Source organism: Phaeodactylibacter sp., assembly GCF_040219495.1.
In the GTDB taxonomy this organism is placed as follows: domain Bacteria; phylum Bacteroidota; class Bacteroidia; order Chitinophagales; family Saprospiraceae; genus Phaeodactylibacter.
Window position 1 is genome coordinate 1 of the sequence record NZ_JAVJSK010000140.1, and the last position, 20,734, is coordinate 20,734.

A 20,734-nucleotide genomic window follows, 5' to 3' on the forward strand; every position below is an offset into this window, starting at 1 on the left:
CCGCGCTGTAGTTGCGCAGCTCCATCCAGTCTTGTAGTTGCTGCAAATACTCCCGGTGCGTACTCATCTTCTTTGTTTTTGGTGTTTTCAATGACCCAAAACTAAAGAAAAAACAGACTTAATATATTGAAATACAGTAGATTATGAGTGAAAAATGGGCTGGTTTTGTTCAACGGGAACGTGCAGCCGCAGTACGCAGCGCAGCGGAGTATTGTCGGCTGCACTGTGTTGTCTGTAGTTCTTAATCAAATGGGAATAATATCCTTGAAGACTTTGCCCTCGTAAATGTTTTATCATCATATTTATCAGCTATCAATTTCACCTTTTTGTAAAGAGCTTTATCCTTAAAATGGCTATAAACCATTAAAATGAACACAAAAAGTGTTAGCGATGCTAATAATCCACCACCAATTAATCCCCAATACGAAAGGTCTTTTTTAACCGTCTTCAACTTTCCTGTAAGCCCAATTTCATTTGATGCATCTATTCTTCTTATTACTTCACTTTCCTCATCATCCAATAGTTTAATTTCATTTTTATTCTGAGCTTCTATTGATGAATAAATTTCTGTTGTATCCATTTTAACTTCATATGCAACATTGTAGTTTGGATAAATAAATTGACCAGCAGACAAATAAAGCCCTAAACATACAAATCCCAATAAGTAAATAACTAAAAAGGCAAATTCAAATCTGCTTGCAGGCTTTGTAGGTAAATCTTCCTTTTCTACCGATTTCAAATTGGTTATCCTGTGACTAAATTTAATTCTTCTTGTTAAGTGTCTTGTAATATCAAGAATAACAGTATCTTTACTTTTGTCCGTATTTGGTTGAGGCTTGTATTCTATTACAGAGTCAAATGTGAAGTATTCATTTTCTTTGAGTATATCCCAATTAAATGTCGCCTCACTTTCGTTATAGTCAAGGATAATATTTACATCTTTAGATTGGTCAATGATTATGACTTTTTTCCACTCAAAATTTTCGGGTAATGTAACTTTTAATGGTTGGTGAATAATTGATTTATCAATGTCTGTATTACCTGAATTAAAAAAAGTTCCTTTGTATATCAGTAAATTCTCATCTATCTTTTTTCCCTTATATTTTATTTCAACTTCTGCCAAATCCTTAACAACTGTTTTAAATAAAGAGATGCATCCGTTTTCAAAAAACAGAAGGTTAGTAATTGCTTTATGATTTGCCGTATACTTGATACCCCAATAACCAACTAAAACTGTGGCTATTACTCCAAGTATCATATATATTAAATTTATATCCATATTTTTTTAATTACAGACAACGGCCCGGCTAGCCGCAGTACGCAGCGCAGCGGAGTATTGTCGGCTAGCCATTGTTCTGCGAATAATTTTTTATAAACCTTGAAGGAGTTTGTTTTTTAACATCTCCCCAGGGCATTAGTCGTTCAATAGGATATGTCATATGAATACACTTCTTTGCTCGTGTAACTGCTACATAAGCAGTATTCCTTTCTTCTTCAATTTCCCTATTTGTCTTTGCTCTATAACTGGGTAAAACTCCTTCGTTAAGCCCCATCAATATTACTACTTCAAACTCTAGTCCCTTTGAAGCATGAATTGTTGACAATGTCACACCATTTCCATTATCATTACTACTGTTTAATGCCAAGTAATGTCTGAAATTAGATACATTATGCTGTTTAGGGTTAGTAGCTTTCTGGAAATTTGTCCATTTAGTAGCTATTTGGTCTAAATCATAATCAATTTTAAGTTGTTCAGGTCCTGACAATTCAGAACTTAAAAAACTCTTTTTCATATCGGTTATGACGACATGCAGTCTATTAGGATGTTCAATTATAGTTTTCCAACTTAGTACAAGTTGATTAAGTGCAAATTCTTTATAGGCGTTATTTTTACAAAACTGGTTTATATTTAATAGTAAATCACGCCTATCTAGATCAACATCAAACTTAGTATAAATATCCTTGCAAATCTGTCTAAGGTGAACAACATCAGAAGGGTTTACAATTAATCTTAACCCTAAATCAAAAAGGTTAATGTACTTGGACTCGTACTTGAAATTTGAATTTCCTTGACGTAAATGGTAATTAGCCGCTAACTCATCGTCGCTATCTAACACATTTTGTAAGTGCTTAAAAATATATCTATTTCTAGCAATTACAGCTATATCTGAATAGGATATTGGAATTGTGACTTCTTTCTCTGAGTAAATCCCCCTAGAAATGTACTCTTTAATAATTGAAACGATAGATTTAGCTTCTTCACTTTCGTTATTAGCAATAACGATTTCAACCTTTCCCTTGAAAAAATTATTCCCAATTTCTACATTATTTTTAATATGCTTAGCTAAAGACAAAACCGAATCCGAAGATCTGTAATTTTTTTGTATTTCTAATTTAACTGCTGCGAAATCCTTTATAAAATACTCTTGCATATATTTTATCGAAGAACCATTAAATGAATATATTGCTTGATTTGGATCTCCTACCATAACTATGTTGTTGTGAGAATTACCACACAATGCTTTCAAAATTTGATATTGAGAATAGTTTAGGTCTTGTGCTTCGTCAACTAATATATATTTGTATCTTCTTCTATACAAGGATGATATCCTCGGCCGTTCAGTTAGGATTCTATAAGCGTACAAAAGAATATCGTCATAATCCATCGCTGACTGGTTAAACATACGATCATTATATTCACGATAAAGTCTTTTCCTTTTGTCAGACCAATTCAGAGTTCCTAAATCAGATTCTGTAATAAGGTTTCTTTTAGCCTCTGATATAACTTTTAAAAACCCGTCAATTCTTCTCTGTTGTTCTTTCGGTTCAAGACCAACATAATCTTCAGTAAAAATGTCGTTAGTTAAAAAAATATTTTCGAGTACTTTCCTTTTATCGTTATCATCGAATATATGTGGGATTTCTGTAAATCCTAATTCTATCTTTTGCTTTATTAAAATTTGACCTAGACAAAATTCATGGAAAGTTCCTATAAATGCTCTTTCTCTAATTTTAGGAACATTGTGCAGCCTTTCTTTCATTTCTTCAGCGGCCTTATTTGTAAATGTTAAGCAAAGAACTGAAAAGAACTTGTCATCTATATCTGTCAATAATCTTCGAACTCGTTCTGTCAAAATCCGAGTCTTCCCACTTCCTGCTGCTGCTTGCACAAGTAAAGCACCCTCAAAATTATTGTATGAAACTATGTTTGACTGCTCCTTAGAAAGATTTTCCATATTATTCAATTACGATTTTAGCCCTAACCTCTGCGAAGAGTTCAACGACTTTAGTAGGTAATCTACACTTATTATTATCATCTCTACTCGTCAAAATCTCAGTTGCAATATATGGAGCAAATTCAGTCTTACTACTATGAAGGCAATCTAATAAAGCTTGATCTATTGAAGAAGCATCAATCGTACCGTCATCTTTTAGGTAAACTTTGACTTCACCTCCTTTTCTTTTCTGACCGTGCTGCTCATTACAATAAGCATCAGGAAAATAATTTGAACCTCTACACTTGTTTATTCCTGATATAAGAACTTCTTGAAAAGAATCTTTAATGAGATATTCTTCAAAATCATATGTATCCAAAACGAAAATACGGTTTTCATACTCGTCGTACTCATTTGAAACTTGAGCTACAACTTCTTGCTCCGTGTTTTCATCACCATCACTAAGAATGAAAAAAGGAATATCAAGATACTTCGCCAACTTCAAAAAAGATCCATAATTAGACTTCCCACCGACACCAACTAAAGAAATTCCAAAATCAAATGCATCTTGACCATCAAAATATTCCTTAAATAACAAAGGAATTGCTTGTTCTTCAGTCTCACCTTCAAACAGTATGAGCATCTTTGCGAATAATATTTCCCCACGAGAATTTATAATTTCTCTTTCAATTTTTCGTTTGTCTTCTTTGGTTAGTTTACCTCTCTTAGAGTTTTTTAATCGTTCGATAATTGGTCTATTCTTCCTGTTTATTTCAGTCCCACCAATATCTTCGATTTCTTTCAATAATTCTCCAATGCGCAATTCTTCTGGCTCTGTAAACTCAAACTTACTAACTCTGCAACAATCTTCAGGTTTATGTAAATGTCTCAGTTGCTCTAATTTTGCCTGTGCAACTACGTAAGGTGAATGAGTGCTCACAATTTTTTGACCACCTACTTCACTCAACTGCTTGTAAAGGGTTCTTTGAGCATTAGGATGTAGATGAGCTTCGGGCTCTTCAAGTGCTAAAATTGGAAAATATGCTTCACCTTGTGATCTTTTGCTTCCTATCTCCCAAGAAGTGAACGCTTTAAAAGATAATAGAGATGCCCAACTTCTCGTACCCATACCATGGTACTCTAGACTAAATTTATCAGATTTCCCATCTTGATAATTTACTTTCATACCCTTATGCAAATCTCTAACATTAGTTGAGAAAGGGCTTATAGACACTCCTCCATCTTCATTTCCAGAAGTGCTATTCAATTTAGCTAAGCGCGTTTGAAGATGTTTTAAAACCTCCGATTTGTCGATTGCCGTTTCGTTTAATTTTTTAATCTCTTCGATTATCTTATTAGCACTGGCTTCGTCAAAGCTATCATTTACTTGCGATGCCAATTTTCCAAAATAACTGTGTCTCAATTTAACATCGTGGCTTAAGTCCCTTTGTGCATCTATATAATAAAGGCTTATAGCTTCACCTATTGTGACACCTAATATATCATCTTCGTTTTCAGTGACATTATTCCAATCAGAAATAGTATACATTGAACTCTTATACCTATCACCTCTACCTGAAAATCTGACTTTATACCGAACAGCAAAAAAATCACCTTCTTCGTCAACCTTTATCTCATTTCCAAAAACGCTCAGCCATTCTGCATCGAATTCTGCTTTACGGATATCTTTTTCATTAACGGGGATAACTCTGACATCTATATTAAAATAATTTTCTGGTTGATTACCTTCTGAATCTATAAACAAGTCATCTCGAGTAGGTTGAAATTTATTAGCGCCAAAAACCAAGTTTATACTTCTTAGAAAAGTTGTTTTTCCAGAATTATTCATCCCGACCAAAACTGTCAATCTTTCTAAATCAATTTCAAAATTTTTCAAAGATCTGAAATTTTGAACTCGAACTTTATCAATTAGAATCATTATTAATATTTGATTTCGCAGAACTAGGATATATACGAACATCCCCCCCATTTCATACATCTACCCACACACCCCCCTCCACAAATTAATAACCTGATAATCAACCTATTACAGCCTATCATCCGTTTACAAACGATTATAACCGTTTGTAAACGGGTAATAACTACTCAGAGCGTCAAAGTCAGGCACCTCTCGGGCTATAAAATCAGAACCACGCCGTACTATTCCGGATTAGCCGACTGATGTACGGAGCCCAATTGGTTTTCAAACTCCCGTAAGATAAAACATTGTCGTTTTAAAAACAAATCAAGATTTCGACCTCCTGCCCAGGCCATAGCTGCCTTTGAAAATCACGGAGTGGCAACGCAAAGATTGCTCCAACCGTCCGCTGAACACCATCCCAACAAGCTCTACCCCCCTCCTCACAAATCCTCCAACTTCGAAATCGCCCCTACCTTCTCAAACAGCTCCGAAAGCGAATCCTGAGCATGCCGGATATCCTGCCAGTCCTTCAGGACAATGCCCAGGGTAGACTCCACGATGCGCTTATCGAGGTGGTCGATATGTAGGGCGGAAAGCGCCATCGCCCAATCGAGCGTTTCAGCGATGCCGGGTATTTTCTCCAGGCGCATTTGGCGGACCTCCTGCATGAAGGCGCAGATTTGGCGGCTCAGGTCGCTATCTATGCCCGGCACTTTGTTGCGAACAATCTGTAGTTCTTTTTCAAATTCGGGGTAGGAAATGTAAAGGTAGAGGCAACGGCGGCGCAGGGCCTCAGACAGCTCCCGCACCCGGTTGCTTGTGACAATTACCTGCGGGATGTGGCTGGCTTTGATCGTACCGATTTCCGGTATGCTGATCTGCCAGTCGGAGAGGACTTCGAGCAGGAAGCTCTCGAACTCTTCATCGGCCCGGTCAATTTCATCGATCAGCAAAACCGGGGCTTTGTGGTGGGTGATGGCTTGCAGCAGGGGGCGCTTGAGCAGAAAGCGTTCGCTGAAGATATCGCGTTCTTTTTCCTCCAGGGTTTTGCCGCTTTGCTCGTCCATTTTTAAGTGGAGGAGCTGCTGCTGATAGTTCCATTCGTAGATGGCGTGGGTGGCATCAAGCCCTTCGTAGCACTGCAGGCGGATGAGGTCGGTGTCGAGCGCGCGGCTCATCACTTTGGCAATCTCCGTTTTGCCTACTCCGGCCGGCCCTTCGATGAGCAGGGGTTTGCGGAGTTCCTTGGCCAGGAATACGGACATGACGATGGACGGTTCCGTAATGTAACCCTGCTCGTAAAGCATTTGCTGAATGCGCTGTAAGCCCTCGTTTTTGATCATAACGGCGTGGAAAGGTTCGGTTAAACAGTACTGCCGGGCGGCATCACCACCCGGCAGTCTCCAATCATTCAAGTTTCATACACTACTTTGAAAAGTGGCTATTGCGTAGCGGCCATCAATGCCCGTTTGGCATAGACTTTCGCCAAATGTAAACGGTACGCTTCAGAAGCGAAGTGGTCGGCCATGACCATCGCATCCGCTCCGGTGCCTTCTACAGCTGCATCGATATTCGCCTCTGTGGGCGCTTTACCCAAAAGGGCTTTTTCAATATTGCCGGCAGCAAAAGCGGCATCGGCCAGGCCATTGATGCCCACCTTCACGCGCTCTATTTTTCCGCCTTTGACCGTTACGGAAGCGGCAGCACCGACAATCGCAAAGCGGGAAGCTGGCTGCATAAATTTCTGATAGGCACTGCGCGTGCCCTCGGGTGGAAGAGGGATACTGATCGCTGTCAGCAGCTCATTTTCCCGTAAATCAGTCATATAAAATCCGGTAAAGAAGTCTTCAGCGGGCACGCTGCGTGCTCCATCCGGCCCTTTGAGGTGGATGGAAGCCCCGACTGCAATCATGACCCCGGGCCAGTCGGCTGCAGGGTCGGCATGAGCGAGGCTGCCACCGATTGTGCCCATATTACGTACCTGTTGATCGCCGATAAGGTCAGCGGCTTCCGGCAGCATGCTGTAGGTTTGGTGGGCTAGCTCGGACGTAGCCACATCGTGGTGGGTCGCACCAGCACCGATGACCAGGTTGTTGCCATCTTTTTTGATGTAGCGCAACTCCTGAATTTTGCGGATATCGATGAGTACGCCGGGCGCATTGAGCCGCAGCTTCATGGCAGGGATGAGGCTGTGCCCCCCTGCCAGCAATTTGGCGTCCATGCCGTGCTGCACCATCAGAGTGATGGCGTCGTCGACGGACTCGGCGCGGATGTAATCAAATTTATTGGTTACCATGGTTGTTATTGAGTTTGAAATTCTGACAATAGGTTAGCTCTGCATATGCCGCCATACGCGCTCGGGCGTTAGGGGCATCTCCAGGTCTTTTTTGATCCCGAAAGGTTTCAGAGCGTCCATTACAGCGTTTACGACGGCCGGTGTGGAACCGATGCAGCCCGCTTCCCCTGCGCCTTTCACACCCAGTGGATTATGGGGGCAGGGCGTCACGGTACGGTCGATTTCGAAGCTCGGCAGGTCATCGGCCCGCGGCATGGTGTAGTCCATATAGGAACCGTTGATGAGCTGTGCGTCTTCATCGTACATCGCGCCTTCGAAGAGGGCTTGACCGATACCCTGTGCCAGTCCTCCGTGGATTTGACCATCCACAATCATGGGGTTGATGACGTTGCCCACGTCATCTACCGCAATGAAGCGCTTGAGCTTGGTCTGCCCGGTATCTTTGTCGACTTCCACAATCGCCACGTGGGCGCCATAGGGATAGGTAAAGTTGGCGGGGTCGTAAAAGCTCGAGAAGTCCAAACCAGGCTCTACCCCTTCCGGATAATCGTGGGGGACGTAGGCCGTCAGGGCCACATCTCCAAAGCCAACGCTTTTATCGGTACCCTTCACCGTCCACTTTCCTTCTGCAAACTCCAGGTCTTCCTCGGAGGCTTCCAGTTTATGGGCGGCAATTTTAGCGCCTTTCTCGATGATCTTATCCAGGCTCTTCACGATAGCACTGCCACCTACTGCCAGGCTACGCGACCCGTAAGTGCCCATACCGAAGGCTACAGAGTCAGAATCGCCGTGTATGATCTCTACATCGTCGAGTGGAATACCCAGGCGGTCGGCTACCACTTGTGCAAAGGTCGTTTCGTGCCCCTGCCCGTGGGAGTGTGCCCCGGTGAATACGCTGACTTTACCGGTCGGTTGGACGCGTACCTGTCCGACTTCGTACAAGCCGGCACGAGCGCCCAGCGCGCCCACTACCGCAGATGGTGCAATACCGCAGGCTTCGATATAGGTAGAGAACCCGATGCCCAATAGCTTGCCCTCCTTGCGGGCTTCGGCCTGCTCCTTGCGGAACTTCTCATAGCCTACCATCTCCAGGGCACGTTTGAGCACAGCATGGTAATCACCGCTGTCGTACTGCAGGGCCACCTGGGTCTGATACCCCGGCTGCTCCACCCCATCAAAGGGCGGGATGAAATTTTTGAAACGCAGTTCGGCCGGGTCCATATCCATTTCCAGGGCCGCGGTGTCCATCAGTCGTTCTAAGAGATAAGTCGCTTCCGGTCGGCCCGCACCACGGTAAGCATCCACCATGACGGTATTCGTGAAGACGCCCGTGACATCCACATTGATCTTAGGCGTAACGTACAGGCCTTGCATCAGCGTACCGTGCAGCCATGTGGGCACACAGGGGGCGAAAGTGGACAGGTAAGCACCAAGGTTGGCGTGGGTCTTGACCCGTAGTGCCAGCACATTACCTTCTTTATCGAAACCCATTTCGGCTTTGGAAATATGGTCACGGCCGTGCGCATCCGTCATGAAGGCTTCACTGCGGTCGGAAGTCCACTTTACCGGGCGCTTCAGGCGTTCGGAGCACCAGATCATGAGTGCCTCCTCAGCATAATGGAAGATTTTGCTGCCAAAGCCACCGCCTACATCCGGGGCAACCACGCGTACGCGGTGCTCAGGGATGCCCAGCACGAAAGCGCAGAGCAGGAGCCGTGTCAGGTGTGGATTTTGGGAAGTCGTGTACAGGGTATATTTTCCGGTCGCTTCTTCGTACTGCCCGATAGCAGAACGGGTCTCCATCGCATTCGGGATCACCCGCTGATTGGTAAACTCCAGGGTCGTTACGTGATGCGCCTGCCCCATGGCTTTGTCGACCTCCTCTTTGGGGTTGCCCAGTTCCCAGTCGAAGCAGATATTATCCGGGGCTTCATCGTGGACAAGCGGGGCGCCCGCTTCGGTTGCCTTTTTGGCATTTGCCACAGCGGGCAATTCTTCCCAGTCGACGTCAATTTCATCGGCAGCGTCCCGGGCTTCCTCTTTGCTTTCGGCAATCACCACGGCCACGCCGTCGCCCATGTAACGGGCTTTGTCGGCCACGAGCAGCGGGTGGGGCGGTTCCTTCATGGTGTCGCCGTTTTTGAAGTTCACCTGCCAGCCGGTAGGGATGCCATTTATACCGGATTCGGCGATATCCTTTCCGGTATAAATCTTGACGACACCGTCCATTTTTTCGGCCCGGCTCGTGTCTAGGTTGTTGATTTTGGCGTGCGCGTAGGGGCTGCGTACGATGTAAGCGTACAACATGCCCGGCAGCACGATATCATCAGTGTAGCGGCCCTTGCCCGTGAGGAAACGTTTGTCCTCAACGCGCTTGACGGCCTTGCCTATATAATTGGTCATGATGCGACAGCTTTTTTCGGTTCGTTAATTTTTTTGGCAGCGTACTGAATGGAGCGTACGATGTTATGGTAGCCGGTGCAGCGGCAGAAGTTGCCCTCCAGCCCTTCGCGGATTTCCTGCTCGGAAGGGTTGGGGTTGCGCTCCAGCAAGTCTACGGCAGACATGATCATGCCAGGCGTACAAAAGCCGCATTGCAGGCCATGCTCTTCGCGGAAGCCTTCCTGTAGGGGGTGCATTTCTCCATTTTGCGAAAGCCCTTCGATAGTGGTGACTTCGGAGCCATCGGCCTGAACGGCAAGCATAGTGCAGGATTTGACGGCGTTACCGTCTACGAGAATAGTACAGGCTCCACAGTTGCTGGTATCGCAACCTACGTGGGTGCCGGTCAGTTGCAGCGTATCACGTAGGAATTGCACCAGCAGTGTGCGTGCATCTACTTCCTTAGTGACAGACTGCCCGTTGACCGTCATGGTGATTTTAGTCGGCATAGGGTATTCAGAATTTTTGATCAATTGGAAATATATCCGGTAGTTCAGAGCTTTTCGCGTCATCAGGCGGGCTGATGCGCCGGGTTCTCCAGCTCTTCCTCCAGTGCTTTAAAAAACTGTTTGCTTAAGGTATTGGCTACGCCGGAGAGGACGCGCTGCCCGGTGCGGGCGAGCAAGCCGGAAAGGCGGGCCTTGCCATCAAAAGAAAGCGTAGTCGTATCCGCACCGGTCTCCTCCAGGTCAATTTTCACGTCTGCGGCTACGTTACCGATTTTGCTGTTTTGCTGAATCTTAAGAACGAAGCTTTCCGGCTCCTGTTTTTCGGCGACTTCCAGGTTGCCGGAGAAAGAACCACTAACCGGGCCCATTTTGACATTGGCGATCGCCTTGTAAGTATCCTGCCCGGTTTCTTCGAGCTCAGAGACCCCCGGTGTGATCCGCGCAAGCGTGTCCGCGTCCATTAGCATTTGGAAAATTTGGTGAGCTGGCGCATTGAAGTGGTGTGATCCTTTAAGATGCATGGGTGTGTTTGTCGTTTATCGTTTATCGGTTTATCCTTTTACAAGCGATCTAAAGTTATGAATTTAAGTGCTATTTTGGTAAATAATTAAGAATAAAAATTGGTTTTTTGTGGGCTCAATCAAATATTGACAAGAAAAACCAAAGCATACTAGTTATTTGTTAGTATTTGTGAATCAAAAAAAGCTGTCGAAACCCTGCTATGAAAGAAATCAAGTCAATTATCAAAACCTATGACGAACTGGGCCGCAACCAAAAACTGGCTCTCGCTACTGTAGTGCGGGTGGAAGGCTCTTCCTACCGCCGGGCCGGAGCCCGAATGTTGGTGATGGAAGATGGCAACTGGATTGGAGGCATCAGCGGAGGCTGCCTGGAAGGGGATGCTTTACGCAAAGCCCAACTGGCCATGTTTCAGGACAAACCCTCCCTGGTCACCTATGATACCACCGATGATGACGCGCAGTCGATTGGTGTGGGCCTGGGCTGCAATGGGATCATTGATGTGCTCATCGCCCCGCTCAAAGACGAGCCCGATAATGCCCTGGAGGTGCTGCGGCAGTGCACAGATGAGCGGCAGCCAAATATTCTTATTACCATCTCACATAATGAAGAGGGGCCGGAGGAATTACACCCCGGGCGGATGTTCCGGTACAAAAGCGCAGAGCAGTTCAAAGCCATTTTGCCGCAAGGCGCACCCCTAATTACCCTGCAAACGGATGTGGAGGCGGCGCTGGAAAAGCAAAAGTCCATCACCGGGCACTATGAGCTGAATGGCGGCGGCTCGTTCAGCGCCTTCATCGAATTTCTGACGCCCACTATACGCCTGCTGCTCTTCGGTGGCAACTACGATGTCTTCCCAATGGCGCAACTGGCGAAAGACCTGGGCCGCCACGTGACGGTCTATGCCAATCCGCACAAGCTAAGCCGCTCCATCTTCCAGCAGGCAGATGAGGTCAAAGCCAAAGACGATCCGGTGGAAGTAGACGCATACACGGCCTGCATCCTCATGGCGCACGATTATAAAACCGACCTGAACAACCTTCGGCGCCTCCTGCAAACCGAGGTGCCCTACATCGGTATGCTCGGCCCCCGCAAGCGCACCGACAAAATGCTGGATGAACTGGCAGAGGAGGGCATCACGCTTTCCGAACGCGATCAGGAACGCCTCCACAGCCCGGTGGGTTTGGATATCGGTGCACTGTCGCCGGAAGAGATTGCGCTGTCCGTTCTGGCAGAGATCAGGGCGTACTTTAGCGGCCGGCAGGGTGGCTTTCTCAAGCATCGGCCAGGGACCATACATGAGCGAATGTGAGGAAACCCCGGGTACTTCAAAAAGCAGTACCCAGGGTATCTTTTCGTTACGGAATCTTATACCGCATGCCGGCATACAGGTTGCGCCCAAAGATGGGGCCCCATACCATAGAGGCGTCGAAGTAAGTGCCGAAGGGGTCATCGCTGCCCAGTATAGGGTTATCCTGCCGGAAATTGAGGAGGTTCTCACCGCCCAGGTAGAGCTCGAACAACCCGTCTTTCCAAGACTTTGTGACCTGCCCGCTCAGCAGGAAAAAGTCGGGGGATGCGGCCTCCAGCCGGTATTCTTCCGGATTAGCCGTAGTGCTGGGCAGGCGTTTTTGCCCCTGCCAGTTGAGGGTGGCATCGAATGCCCAGCCGCTCTCCGTTTCGTAGGCGGTGTTGAGAAAGGCGCGGTGCCGGGCGATTAGTGGTTTTTGTAACTGCTCACTGCGGTAGTCTACCCGCACATCATTGAAACGGTAGGCCAGGCGGACGTCAAATCGGGTGAATATCTCATAGTCCAGCTGTGCCTGCAGGCTGTTGGAGAAGGAGTTCCCATCCAGATTGTAAAAGAATAACGCCTGTGGATCGGCATCAAAGTCGGCCACAATCTGCTGTTGAAAGCGGGTGTGGTAAACATCAAGGCTCAGCAAGGCCTGCCGCCCGCCCCAGATGAACTCCTGAGCGTAGTTGAGCCCGAAGTTCCAGGCGATTTCCTGGTCCAGCCCGTAGGGCCGGTCTGAGCCATCGCCTTCGATAATGAAGGCGCGGTTGGAAGCCATGCCGCCAATCTGCTCAATCAGGATGTTGGCGGTACGCTGCCCACGGCCGGCAGTAGCCCGCAGGACTGCCGTTTCGCTGAAGTTGTACTTGAGGTGAAGGCGGGGCGTCACGAAAGCGCCAAAAAGATTGTGGTAGTCCGCCCGTAAGCCGGCGACCAGCGTAAAATCCTCCCGTCCGGTCCAGGTGTACTCCCCGAATACGCCGGGCACCGATTCGATACGATCAAACATCTGCCCTTCAAAGACCTCATCGTAGTGGTCCCACTGCCAGCTTGCCCCCGTTTTGATTTGGTGGCGGGTATCGGTGATGATGGTTTTGTAAATCCAGTTGGCGTAGAAGCTTTCCTGATCGCCATCGTAGGACCGGTTGCCGAAGGTGGATTCCTGATGGTGGATATTGCCGGAAAGCTGCAGCCCCATACTCGCGTAGGGGCGGTTGGGGAATACCTTTCCCACCTTTACCCAGGCTTCAGCACGGCGGGCATCGTGGGTGGAGCCCCAAAGGTCGGTATCCTCGGACGGTCCCCGCTCGAAGTCGAACTGCCCACCGGTTGATTCCAGGAGGGTCCCTTTGATGCCGAACTGCCCCATCCAGCCGTTTTTGCCCATGAAGCGCCAGCGGTGTACGCCGATCAGGGCTTCCGAGAGCGGATTGTCCAGAAAGCCATCCCCGTTTTGGTCGAAGCGCCCCTTTTGGTGCTTACCGTGGAGCAGCAGCCCGGTGTGTGCATTTTCGCTCAGCGAGTGGCGCAGGCTGAGGTTACCCTCAAAACGCTGCATGGCGTTGGCAAACAGGTTGAGGTAGAGGCGTTCGCCCTCCTCCGGCTTATGGAGCTCTACGTTGATCTGCCCGGCAATGGCTTCGTACCCGTTCACAACAGAACCGGTACCCATATTCAGCATGATGCCATCAATCCAGGCACCGGGGGTATACTCCATACCGTGCATGGAGGCTAGCCCGCGCACATCCGGCATATTCTCCCGGGTGATTTGCACATAAGGGCTGGCCAGACCGAGCATTTGAATTTGCCGGGTGCCCGTGACGGCATCCGTAAAGCCTACGTCCACCGAAGGGGTGGTCTCAAAGCTCTCGCTGAGGTTACAGCAGGCGGCTTTCGCCAATTCGTCTTCACCAATGCGCTGCACTTTGACCGGCTCGATAAAGGACACCTCGGTAGAGCGGCGGCGGCGGGTAACTTCTACCGTATTCAAATTCACAGCATCGGCAAGTACCAGTTGAACCGTGCCTTCCTGATTAATGGTAACGGTATCCGTAGCAAAGCCCACGTAGCTGACGACCACCTGTTCGTATTCCTCCGCGCCTTCGAGCTCAAAGAATCCATCGGCATTGGTAACTGCTCCTTCCGGGCTGCCCAGCCAGCGCACATTAGCGCCAACAAGGGGGATGCGTTTTTGGCCTTTGCCCCGCTCGTAAACGTACCCGTGGAGATGGTCGTGATGTTCTTCTTCTTTTAATTTTCCGCCTTCATGCTGTGCCACGATGGCCGCATCCCGGTATTTGCAGCAGCCGTGGAGGGCCTCGTAGGCATCATCCGTCGCTTTGATGCGGCGGGTGTCATGGCCTACACTGGCGATTTGCTGATGCAATTGATTTTCATCCAGCGGCTCAGGGCTTTTGGTGATGGTAAGGGTGCGGGAGTCGATCTCCCATTCGGCGAAAGCCACACCGGGTACCTGGTAGACCGCATCTTCAATACGGTCTTTGCACATGCCGCAGATGCCGTCTACCCAAAGCTGAAGGGTGTCACCGGCCTGTGCATGCAGATGGATAGAAGTGAGGACGAACAGGGCGGTGCCCAGCAGTCCTGCAGAAAGCTTATTCATAAGTATTTTCAGTCTTGACAGTTAGTTAATTCAGTTATCCCATGTCAAGACCAAAGGGCGGCGGTTGCCAGATGAGTTGAGGGAATTCGCGCCCGGATTCGGGCAGGTAGGCAAGCTCGGCGCGTGCAATGGGGGACCATTCGACGGCGCGGTGCTCAGGGAGGATTTGTAAAAAGACCGTACCACAGCACTGACAGGAACAGAAGGCGCTGCACCCGTCTGCACCGTGCTCATCACCGCATCCATCGGAGTCTTCCTTAGGCGGGGCTTCCGCTGCACAGCAGTGATGAGTGTTACTATTCGCCACTACCATCGGACAAGCTTCCCGGGTTTCTTCCGGCACGTGCCCGTCCTGACAAGGCTGCAGGGCAGACCAGGTCACGAATATGGCGAGTAGTATGGCGAATGTGCTTTTCACAGGCGCAAAGGTATGGATAATTGGGGTGGGAGGCAAGTGCCGACCTGCACAGCGACAACAGTATGGGATGCAGGATCCTGGCCTGAGCTGCCCTTGCTTACCATTTCACCAGCTTTTGCACGCCTGCTTTACCTCCTGCAATTAATTGAATCAGGTAAATCCCTGCCGGAAGCCCGTCAAGATTAAGCGTTGCTTCGCGGGGGGCACTTCCATCGGGAACCCTATACTGCCGGAGCAGTCTGCCTTGAAGGTCCAGCATATTGACCATAGCCTGTTCAGTGCCTCCGCCTTTGAAGGCCAGTGTCACCTTCCCGTTAAGCGCCGGGTTGGGGAATAGGAGAAAGTCAATTGCTGTATCTGTTTTTTCAGAGGTCCCTGTGGGAGAGCTGTTATTTATATAGAGTTTGGAGATGGGCTTACCGGACTTATTCAGGCCGGCAACCATGACATCAAGGTCTCCATCGCCATCAATGTCTGCTGCTTTGGCAACGCCGTAATTTACATCTTCAAAAGGTGGGTACGGATATTCTTCAAAATTCCCCATTCCATCATTGAGGTACAAATCTGTCGTTGGGTTGGGCGGTAGTCCATAGGTGCCGGTAAGCAACAGGTCTTCATCGCCATCATTATCTACATCAGCAAAAACCACTGACCCGGATTTAACCCCTTTGAAAGGGGTGTCCTGGACTTCTGTGAAGTGGCCTGTGCCGTCGTTCCTGTATAATTTGGATATGCCAAATGGATAGTCAGCATTCGTCCCTGCTATGAGTAGGTCCTGATCCCCATCGTTATCGATATCTGAGAAATCCATAGCACTTTGGTATACGGGCTCAAATGGAGTGTTGTCTGGAAGGGTGAAATGACCTGCTCCGTCGTTTTTATACAATTTTGATATTCGGCCATCAATAGCTAAGGAAGTCCGCCCTGAAATCAAGAGGTCCTGATCTCCGTCATTGTCAATATCGAAAAATTGTGCGTCACCTCTATCCACCCCTTCGAAAGGGATATCTGTTAGTTCAGTGTAGCTCCCACCGCCATCGTTCCTATAGAATATTGTAACGGGTAAGTACAAGCTATTTTCCCCGGTGATAAGCATATCCTCATCCCCGTCTCCATCTACGTCCGAGCTGGTTACTGTAGACCAGTTCAAGCCGGGAAAATGGGTGCCTGACAGCTCCTCAAAGTTCCCGGATCCATCGTTGAGGTACATTTTTGCCACTGAGAGCTGACCACTGCTATTACCAATCAGGAAGACATCCTGATCGCCATCCATATCGAAATCGGATACCTTCAAATCACCATTGCAGATGCCAGGTAAAGGCATATCCGCCTGCAGTGAAAAATGGCCGGTGCCATCGTTTAAGTAGATTCCTGCCACGGAGGCTCCCTCACACCCTGTCAGTATCAAATCTTTATCTCCATCGCCGTCAAAATCTGCAAACTCCATAGCATTAGAGCCTGCCTGCTCAAATAAGGAGGACGGGATTTTGGTCAATTGGCCTGTACCATCATTCGTGAATAGATCCGAAAAGGGTTCCAGGTCTCCAGTTTCACTACCGTTGCCACCTATGAATACATCAATGGTGCTGTCTCCCGTGATATCTGCAGTGGCTAGTATATCAGCTCCCTTGCCTATGGCAGGCATCTCGGTGAAGCCTTCGTTTTCTTCGTAAAGGAATAATGTGGTGACGGATTCTGATGCCCCGTTGATCCCTCCAATCAAGAGGTCGAGGTCTCCATCGCCATCTGCGTCAAAGAAAGTCGCTGCATAAGCACGCCAGTCTTCAAAGGGTGAGTTCTGAAGTACTTCAAACTGCCCGCTCCCGGTATTGGTGTACAATCTGGATTCTTTATCTCCTGCGGAATTAGTACCGGAGATCAAAAAATCCACATCTCCATCGTTGTCCAGATCTGAAAAAGCCAACCGGCTGTACAAAATGCCTGGAAAAAGGACCATCGAATCCTCATTAAACTGACCGGTACCATCATTGGTAAACAAGGCACTTCCCTGGCTATTGCTGATCAGCACGTCGAGATTGTCATCGTTGTCAATGTCGCATAGCGCCACAGCCCAGCTTTCCATACTTTCAAAGGAGGTGCTTAGCGGGCTGAAAACACCGTTCCCGTCGTTTTGATAAACCTGATTAGAATAGTTGTTCAAGGTGTCTTTTCCGGAAACCAGGAGGTCCTGATCCCCATCCTGATCTATATCCCCGAAAAATACAGAACTGCCGGAAACCCCTTTGAATGTATTTTCTGCCGACTTGGAAAAGCCGCCCATTCCATCATTGATATACAGCTCGGAAACCCTTGAAGCGCCTCCGGCCTGTCCGGATATAAAAATATCCTGATCATCATCCCCATCCACGTCGGCATGCGCAATGCTGCCCCAAATTACATCCGTGAAGGGGATCTCCGTATCCTCAGTCAATTGGCCTGTACCATCATTGATATAGAGTTGGGTTTCCGTTAATAAGCCATTGAAGAGTAAATCCATATGCCCATCATTATCCACATCGAGAAACAGGGCCTGCCCTTCAGTGACGCCGTCAATCGTTTTGGGAGGCAAAACTTCTGTGAAAGGTTGAGCAAAAGCAAGATGAGGAACAAGAAAGGAACAGAGCAGGGATAGGTATAGATGACGCATAGTTGATGGTTTTCTGTGGCTTTGCGTAGCTGCACAAAACCTTTGGTGACGTAGGTTTTGATACTCAAAATAGCAATAATGCAAGCTTTTGGCAATTATTGCTCCCGTTATGTCAGCCAAATGCGCAAATGATGTATTACAAAAGAGCGATTGAGGGCAGGGCGGCTTCCAGTACCGCGTTGTAGACACATCTGCACCGTTCTCACAACCTGAGGCAGCGATTACCTGGGAAGCCTTCCAGCGGGAGTACCTCAGCCGGGAAGATGGGTATACCCACGAATGGCTGAATGGTACGGTAGAACGAACCCCCAGTGCTGCGCAGCTCTACATCCTCAACAACCTGCTTAATTTTTTTATGCGCCTCAAGTTCCAAGGGCAGATGTCCAAATCAATGCTTTGGCAGAAGGGGAATATGAGGTCCCCGCCTTTGTGATTGAGGTCATCTCGAACCACGATGAGATGAACACAGTAGTCGGAAAAATGCAGGATTACCGGGCGGCTGGCGTTCAAATCGTTTGGCATATTCTGCCCAATCACGGGGAAGTGCATGTCTACAAAGGGCAGGCACTGGAGGTGATGAAAGTTTGTAAGGGAAATGATATCTGCAGTGCAGCGCCGGCACTCCCTGATTTTGAGCTACCGGCTACTGAAATCTTCCAGCGGGAGAGCGCCGGGTAACCTCCTGAACCATCTACTTAGGTGTTGCAGTTAGTAAGCGCTCCACTTCCGTCTGGGCCTTCCGCTCATCAAAAAAGGCAGGAATGGGTAGGCTTAGACCTGGCAGGGCTTGCACTTCTACGTCCCCGTTATTCGATTTTTTGTGAAGCTGGTAGGTCGTATCGCCTTGGGGCAACAGGTACTGCTCTAAAGTCCGTTCCCGGGGATCGACGATCCAGTACTCAGGTATAGCATGATAAGCATAGTCTTGAAACTTGACACCCCGGTCACGCCCCTCTGTTTTTGGGGAGAGCACTTCCACCACCAGCCGTGGAGCCGGGAACAAGCTGGTCTCTTCGTTGAATTCAGCGACTTGTGCGGTATCAAAGTAGCAAATATCTGGTTCGTAGTCATTGCGGGTGAGGCGGATCATGGCTTTCTCGAAAAATACTTCCCCTAATCCGTTTTTTATCACAAAAGTCTTAATCATCGAATAAATGTTACCACTGATGAGACCATGATGCCTTTTTACAGGAGATTGTACCACGATCTCTCCATTAATGAACTCCACTTTGCTTTCTTCTGCTGAAAGAGAATCATAAAAAGCCTGCCGCTTTTCTTGTTCCTTGCGTAAACGTTGCTGAAGTTCGGAAGCAATGATTGGGGCTTCCGGGCTTTGCATGAGTTCATCCACAATATTCAATTCGACCATATGGTTAATAGTTTACCTTATCAAGATAAGCAAATATTTTAACGTTGAATGTTTTCAAAACGTTCCTGCGCCGGGCCGCCCTTTTTCTCATCCTTACCGTACTCACCCAGGTCGGAGGGGTACTCTATCTGCTTTATCAGCTCATCCGGTGGCAGATTAGCCAGCGGGTGCCTGATAAGTGGCATGCTCTTGGGTACCGATTACTCGCCTTCGCGGCGGTCTACACTGCTGGCAGCCTGCTGCTTGTGCCACCCCTTGCCCGATTGAACGGGCGCGTGCCTTTGCCGGTCTTTTCCGAAGCGGCCCTCAAGCCAGCCAACTACTTTTTTGTGATAGCTAACCGGCATTATGTCAAATCCGCACTGCTCGAAGCCACATTGGATGTCGCCAATCAAATGAATACTTCCGTCACCCTATTTTATTTGGATGCCAACTTCCCGTTTTTCGATGGTTTCCCGCTACTGCCCCACCGCAGCCACGATAACGGCGGTAAATTGGACCTGGCATTTATTTATGAAAACCCGGCAACGGGCAAACTCCTGCGGGGCAGCCCTTCCTGGCTCGGCTACGGCTACCTGGAAGCACCAAAAGCAGGGGAGTATGATCAGCCAGCGAATTGTGAGGGTCGGGGTTATTGGCAGTACAGTTTATTATCCCGATTTGCGCAGCAAGACAAGAGTCTTGATTTTTCCGCTTCACTAAACCGGCAGCTGCTCCTTCGCCTGGCCCAGCATCCTGCAATAGGCAAAATCTTCCTCGAGCCTCATTTGAAAACCAGGCTGAGGCTGCAAGGGCAAGGAAAAATCCGTTTCCACGGCTGCGCTGCGGTCCGCCACGATGACCACATCCACATTCAATTGTGAATTAGGCCGTAAAAAGCGTACCTTAATTTTTTAATCCAATCTATTCTATGCCTTTCCTACTCCTCTTTTTCAGCTGTAGCCTTGCCTGGGCCACGCCTGCCGTTGTCCCAGCTTCCTCCTTCGAGCTCGTTGATGAAGAAAGCGGCATCCAACTCTATGAACGCTGGCACAAAACCGCCGAAGGTAATGCCTACCGGGAGCTCAAAACCGTACTGAAAGTAAAAGCAGGCGCCTCTGCCCTCCTGCGTACCCTGCGCGAAGAGCAACAAGCCGGAAAATGGATGCGTCGGGTGGATGAAGTCCGGTCCTTTCCCGGTCAGCATGAGCGCCACTGGTACGCTTACGTGCACTACGGTCTGCCCTGGCCGGCCCGCGACCATGACTGTACCATCGCTTACCGGCAGGTAGCGGGCACGGTTGGGCTAACCACCATCCGCTTCGAGTCGGTGGTCCTGAAAAACTACCCGGTAAAAGACGGCATTGAGCGCATCACGGGCCTGTCTGGCCGGTGGGAATTCCAGGAGCTGGGCAATGGCCAAACGGAAGTCCATTACTTTATACAAACCACCAAAGCCTCCTCTATCCCGCGCTTCATCACAGACCCCATCGTAAGGTCGAATATGATGCGGACGATGGAAGGTTTCCGGGAAGTGGCGGAGCAACTTTGATCCCAAC

The 20,734-nt window shown here is 48.3% G+C and carries 16 protein-coding genes; 4 read left to right on the forward strand and 12 right to left on the reverse strand.

All coding sequences use genetic code 11. The features are described 5' to 3' along the window. Window positions 1-241: 241 nt before the first annotated feature. The 8 genes from RIC19_RS22535 to RIC19_RS22570 all read right to left on the reverse strand — a co-directional run bounded on the left by RIC19_RS22535 (window position 242) and on the right by RIC19_RS22570 (window position 10,844). A complete protein-coding gene (locus tag RIC19_RS22535; RefSeq protein ID WP_350180636.1) occupies window positions 242-1,279 on the reverse strand; it encodes a hypothetical protein in 1,038 nt (345 codons plus the stop codon). Window positions 1,280-1,343: 64 nt separating this feature from the next. Then, on the reverse strand, window positions 1,344-3,236 hold the full coding sequence (locus RIC19_RS22540) for an ATP-dependent helicase (RefSeq protein WP_350180637.1): 1,893 nt from the start codon (window positions 3,234-3,236) through the stop codon (window positions 1,344-1,346). Between the two features lies 1 nt (window position 3,237). Then, entirely contained in the window at window positions 3,238-5,154 is a 1,917-nt protein-coding gene (locus RIC19_RS22545; protein ID WP_350180638.1) for an ATP-dependent nuclease, read from the reverse strand. A gap of 422 nt (window positions 5,155-5,576) precedes the next feature. Further along, window positions 5,577-6,479: an AAA family ATPase gene (locus RIC19_RS22550; protein ID WP_350180669.1), complete on the reverse strand. Its 903-nt coding sequence runs from the start codon at window positions 6,477-6,479 to the stop codon at window positions 5,577-5,579. 98 nt (window positions 6,480-6,577) lie between these two features. Further along, window positions 6,578-7,432, reverse strand: a complete 855-nt coding sequence (locus tag RIC19_RS22555) for an FAD binding domain-containing protein (RefSeq protein ID WP_350180639.1) — start codon at window positions 7,430-7,432, stop codon at window positions 6,578-6,580. A gap of 33 nt (window positions 7,433-7,465) precedes the next feature. Next, window positions 7,466-9,835: a xanthine dehydrogenase family protein molybdopterin-binding subunit gene (locus RIC19_RS22560; RefSeq protein ID WP_350180640.1), complete on the reverse strand. Its 2,370-nt coding sequence runs from the start codon at window positions 9,833-9,835 to the stop codon at window positions 7,466-7,468. After that, window positions 9,832-10,323, reverse strand: a complete 492-nt coding sequence (locus tag RIC19_RS22565; RefSeq protein WP_350180641.1) for a (2Fe-2S)-binding protein — start codon at window positions 10,321-10,323, stop codon at window positions 9,832-9,834. The genes RIC19_RS22560 and RIC19_RS22565 overlap by 4 nt, the downstream gene beginning before the upstream one ends. A gap of 62 nt (window positions 10,324-10,385) precedes the next feature. Then, window positions 10,386-10,844 (reverse strand): SRPBCC family protein, encoded by a 459-nt coding sequence (locus tag RIC19_RS22570; protein WP_350180642.1) that lies wholly within the window; start codon window positions 10,842-10,844, stop codon window positions 10,386-10,388. A gap of 200 nt (window positions 10,845-11,044) precedes the next feature. Between RIC19_RS22570 and RIC19_RS22575 the strand changes: the two genes are divergently transcribed. After that, on the forward strand, window positions 11,045-12,154 hold the full coding sequence (locus tag RIC19_RS22575) for an XdhC family protein (protein WP_350180643.1): 1,110 nt from the start codon (window positions 11,045-11,047) through the stop codon (window positions 12,152-12,154). 46 nt (window positions 12,155-12,200) lie between these two features. Here the strand turns inward: RIC19_RS22575 and RIC19_RS22580 are convergent, their stop codons facing one another. From RIC19_RS22580 to RIC19_RS22590, 3 genes are all read right to left on the reverse strand, one after another. After that, the gene (locus RIC19_RS22580) at window positions 12,201-14,762 is read right to left on the reverse strand and encodes a TonB-dependent receptor domain-containing protein (protein ID WP_350180644.1); all 2,562 of its coding nucleotides are present in this window, start codon (window positions 14,760-14,762) and stop codon (window positions 12,201-12,203) included. A 34-nt stretch (window positions 14,763-14,796) separates the two neighbouring features. Beyond that, the gene (locus tag RIC19_RS22585) at window positions 14,797-15,180 is read right to left on the reverse strand and encodes a hypothetical protein (RefSeq protein ID WP_350180645.1); all 384 of its coding nucleotides are present in this window, start codon (window positions 15,178-15,180) and stop codon (window positions 14,797-14,799) included. Between the two features lie 97 nt (window positions 15,181-15,277). After that, entirely contained in the window at window positions 15,278-17,827 is a 2,550-nt protein-coding gene (locus RIC19_RS22590; protein ID WP_350180646.1) for a T9SS type A sorting domain-containing protein, read from the reverse strand. Window positions 17,828-18,223: 396 nt separating this feature from the next. Here RIC19_RS22590 and RIC19_RS22595 point away from each other — a divergent pair, with 396 nt between their 5' ends. After that, window positions 18,224-18,505 (forward strand): Uma2 family endonuclease, encoded by a 282-nt coding sequence (locus RIC19_RS22595; protein ID WP_350180647.1) that lies wholly within the window; start codon window positions 18,224-18,226, stop codon window positions 18,503-18,505. Between the two features lie 13 nt (window positions 18,506-18,518). Here the strand turns inward: RIC19_RS22595 and RIC19_RS22600 are convergent, their stop codons facing one another. After that, a complete protein-coding gene (locus RIC19_RS22600) occupies window positions 18,519-19,196 on the reverse strand; it encodes a Uma2 family endonuclease (protein WP_350180649.1) in 678 nt (225 codons plus the stop codon). A 44-nt stretch (window positions 19,197-19,240) separates the two neighbouring features. Here RIC19_RS22600 and RIC19_RS22605 point away from each other — a divergent pair, with 44 nt between their 5' ends. Further along, a complete protein-coding gene (locus RIC19_RS22605; RefSeq protein ID WP_350180650.1) occupies window positions 19,241-20,059 on the forward strand; it encodes a hypothetical protein in 819 nt (272 codons plus the stop codon). Window positions 20,060-20,106: 47 nt separating this feature from the next. Further along, complete coding sequence (locus RIC19_RS22610; protein WP_350180651.1) at window positions 20,107-20,727, forward strand: SRPBCC family protein; 621 nt, start codon at window positions 20,107-20,109, stop codon at window positions 20,725-20,727. Window positions 20,728-20,734 lie beyond the last annotated feature (7 nt).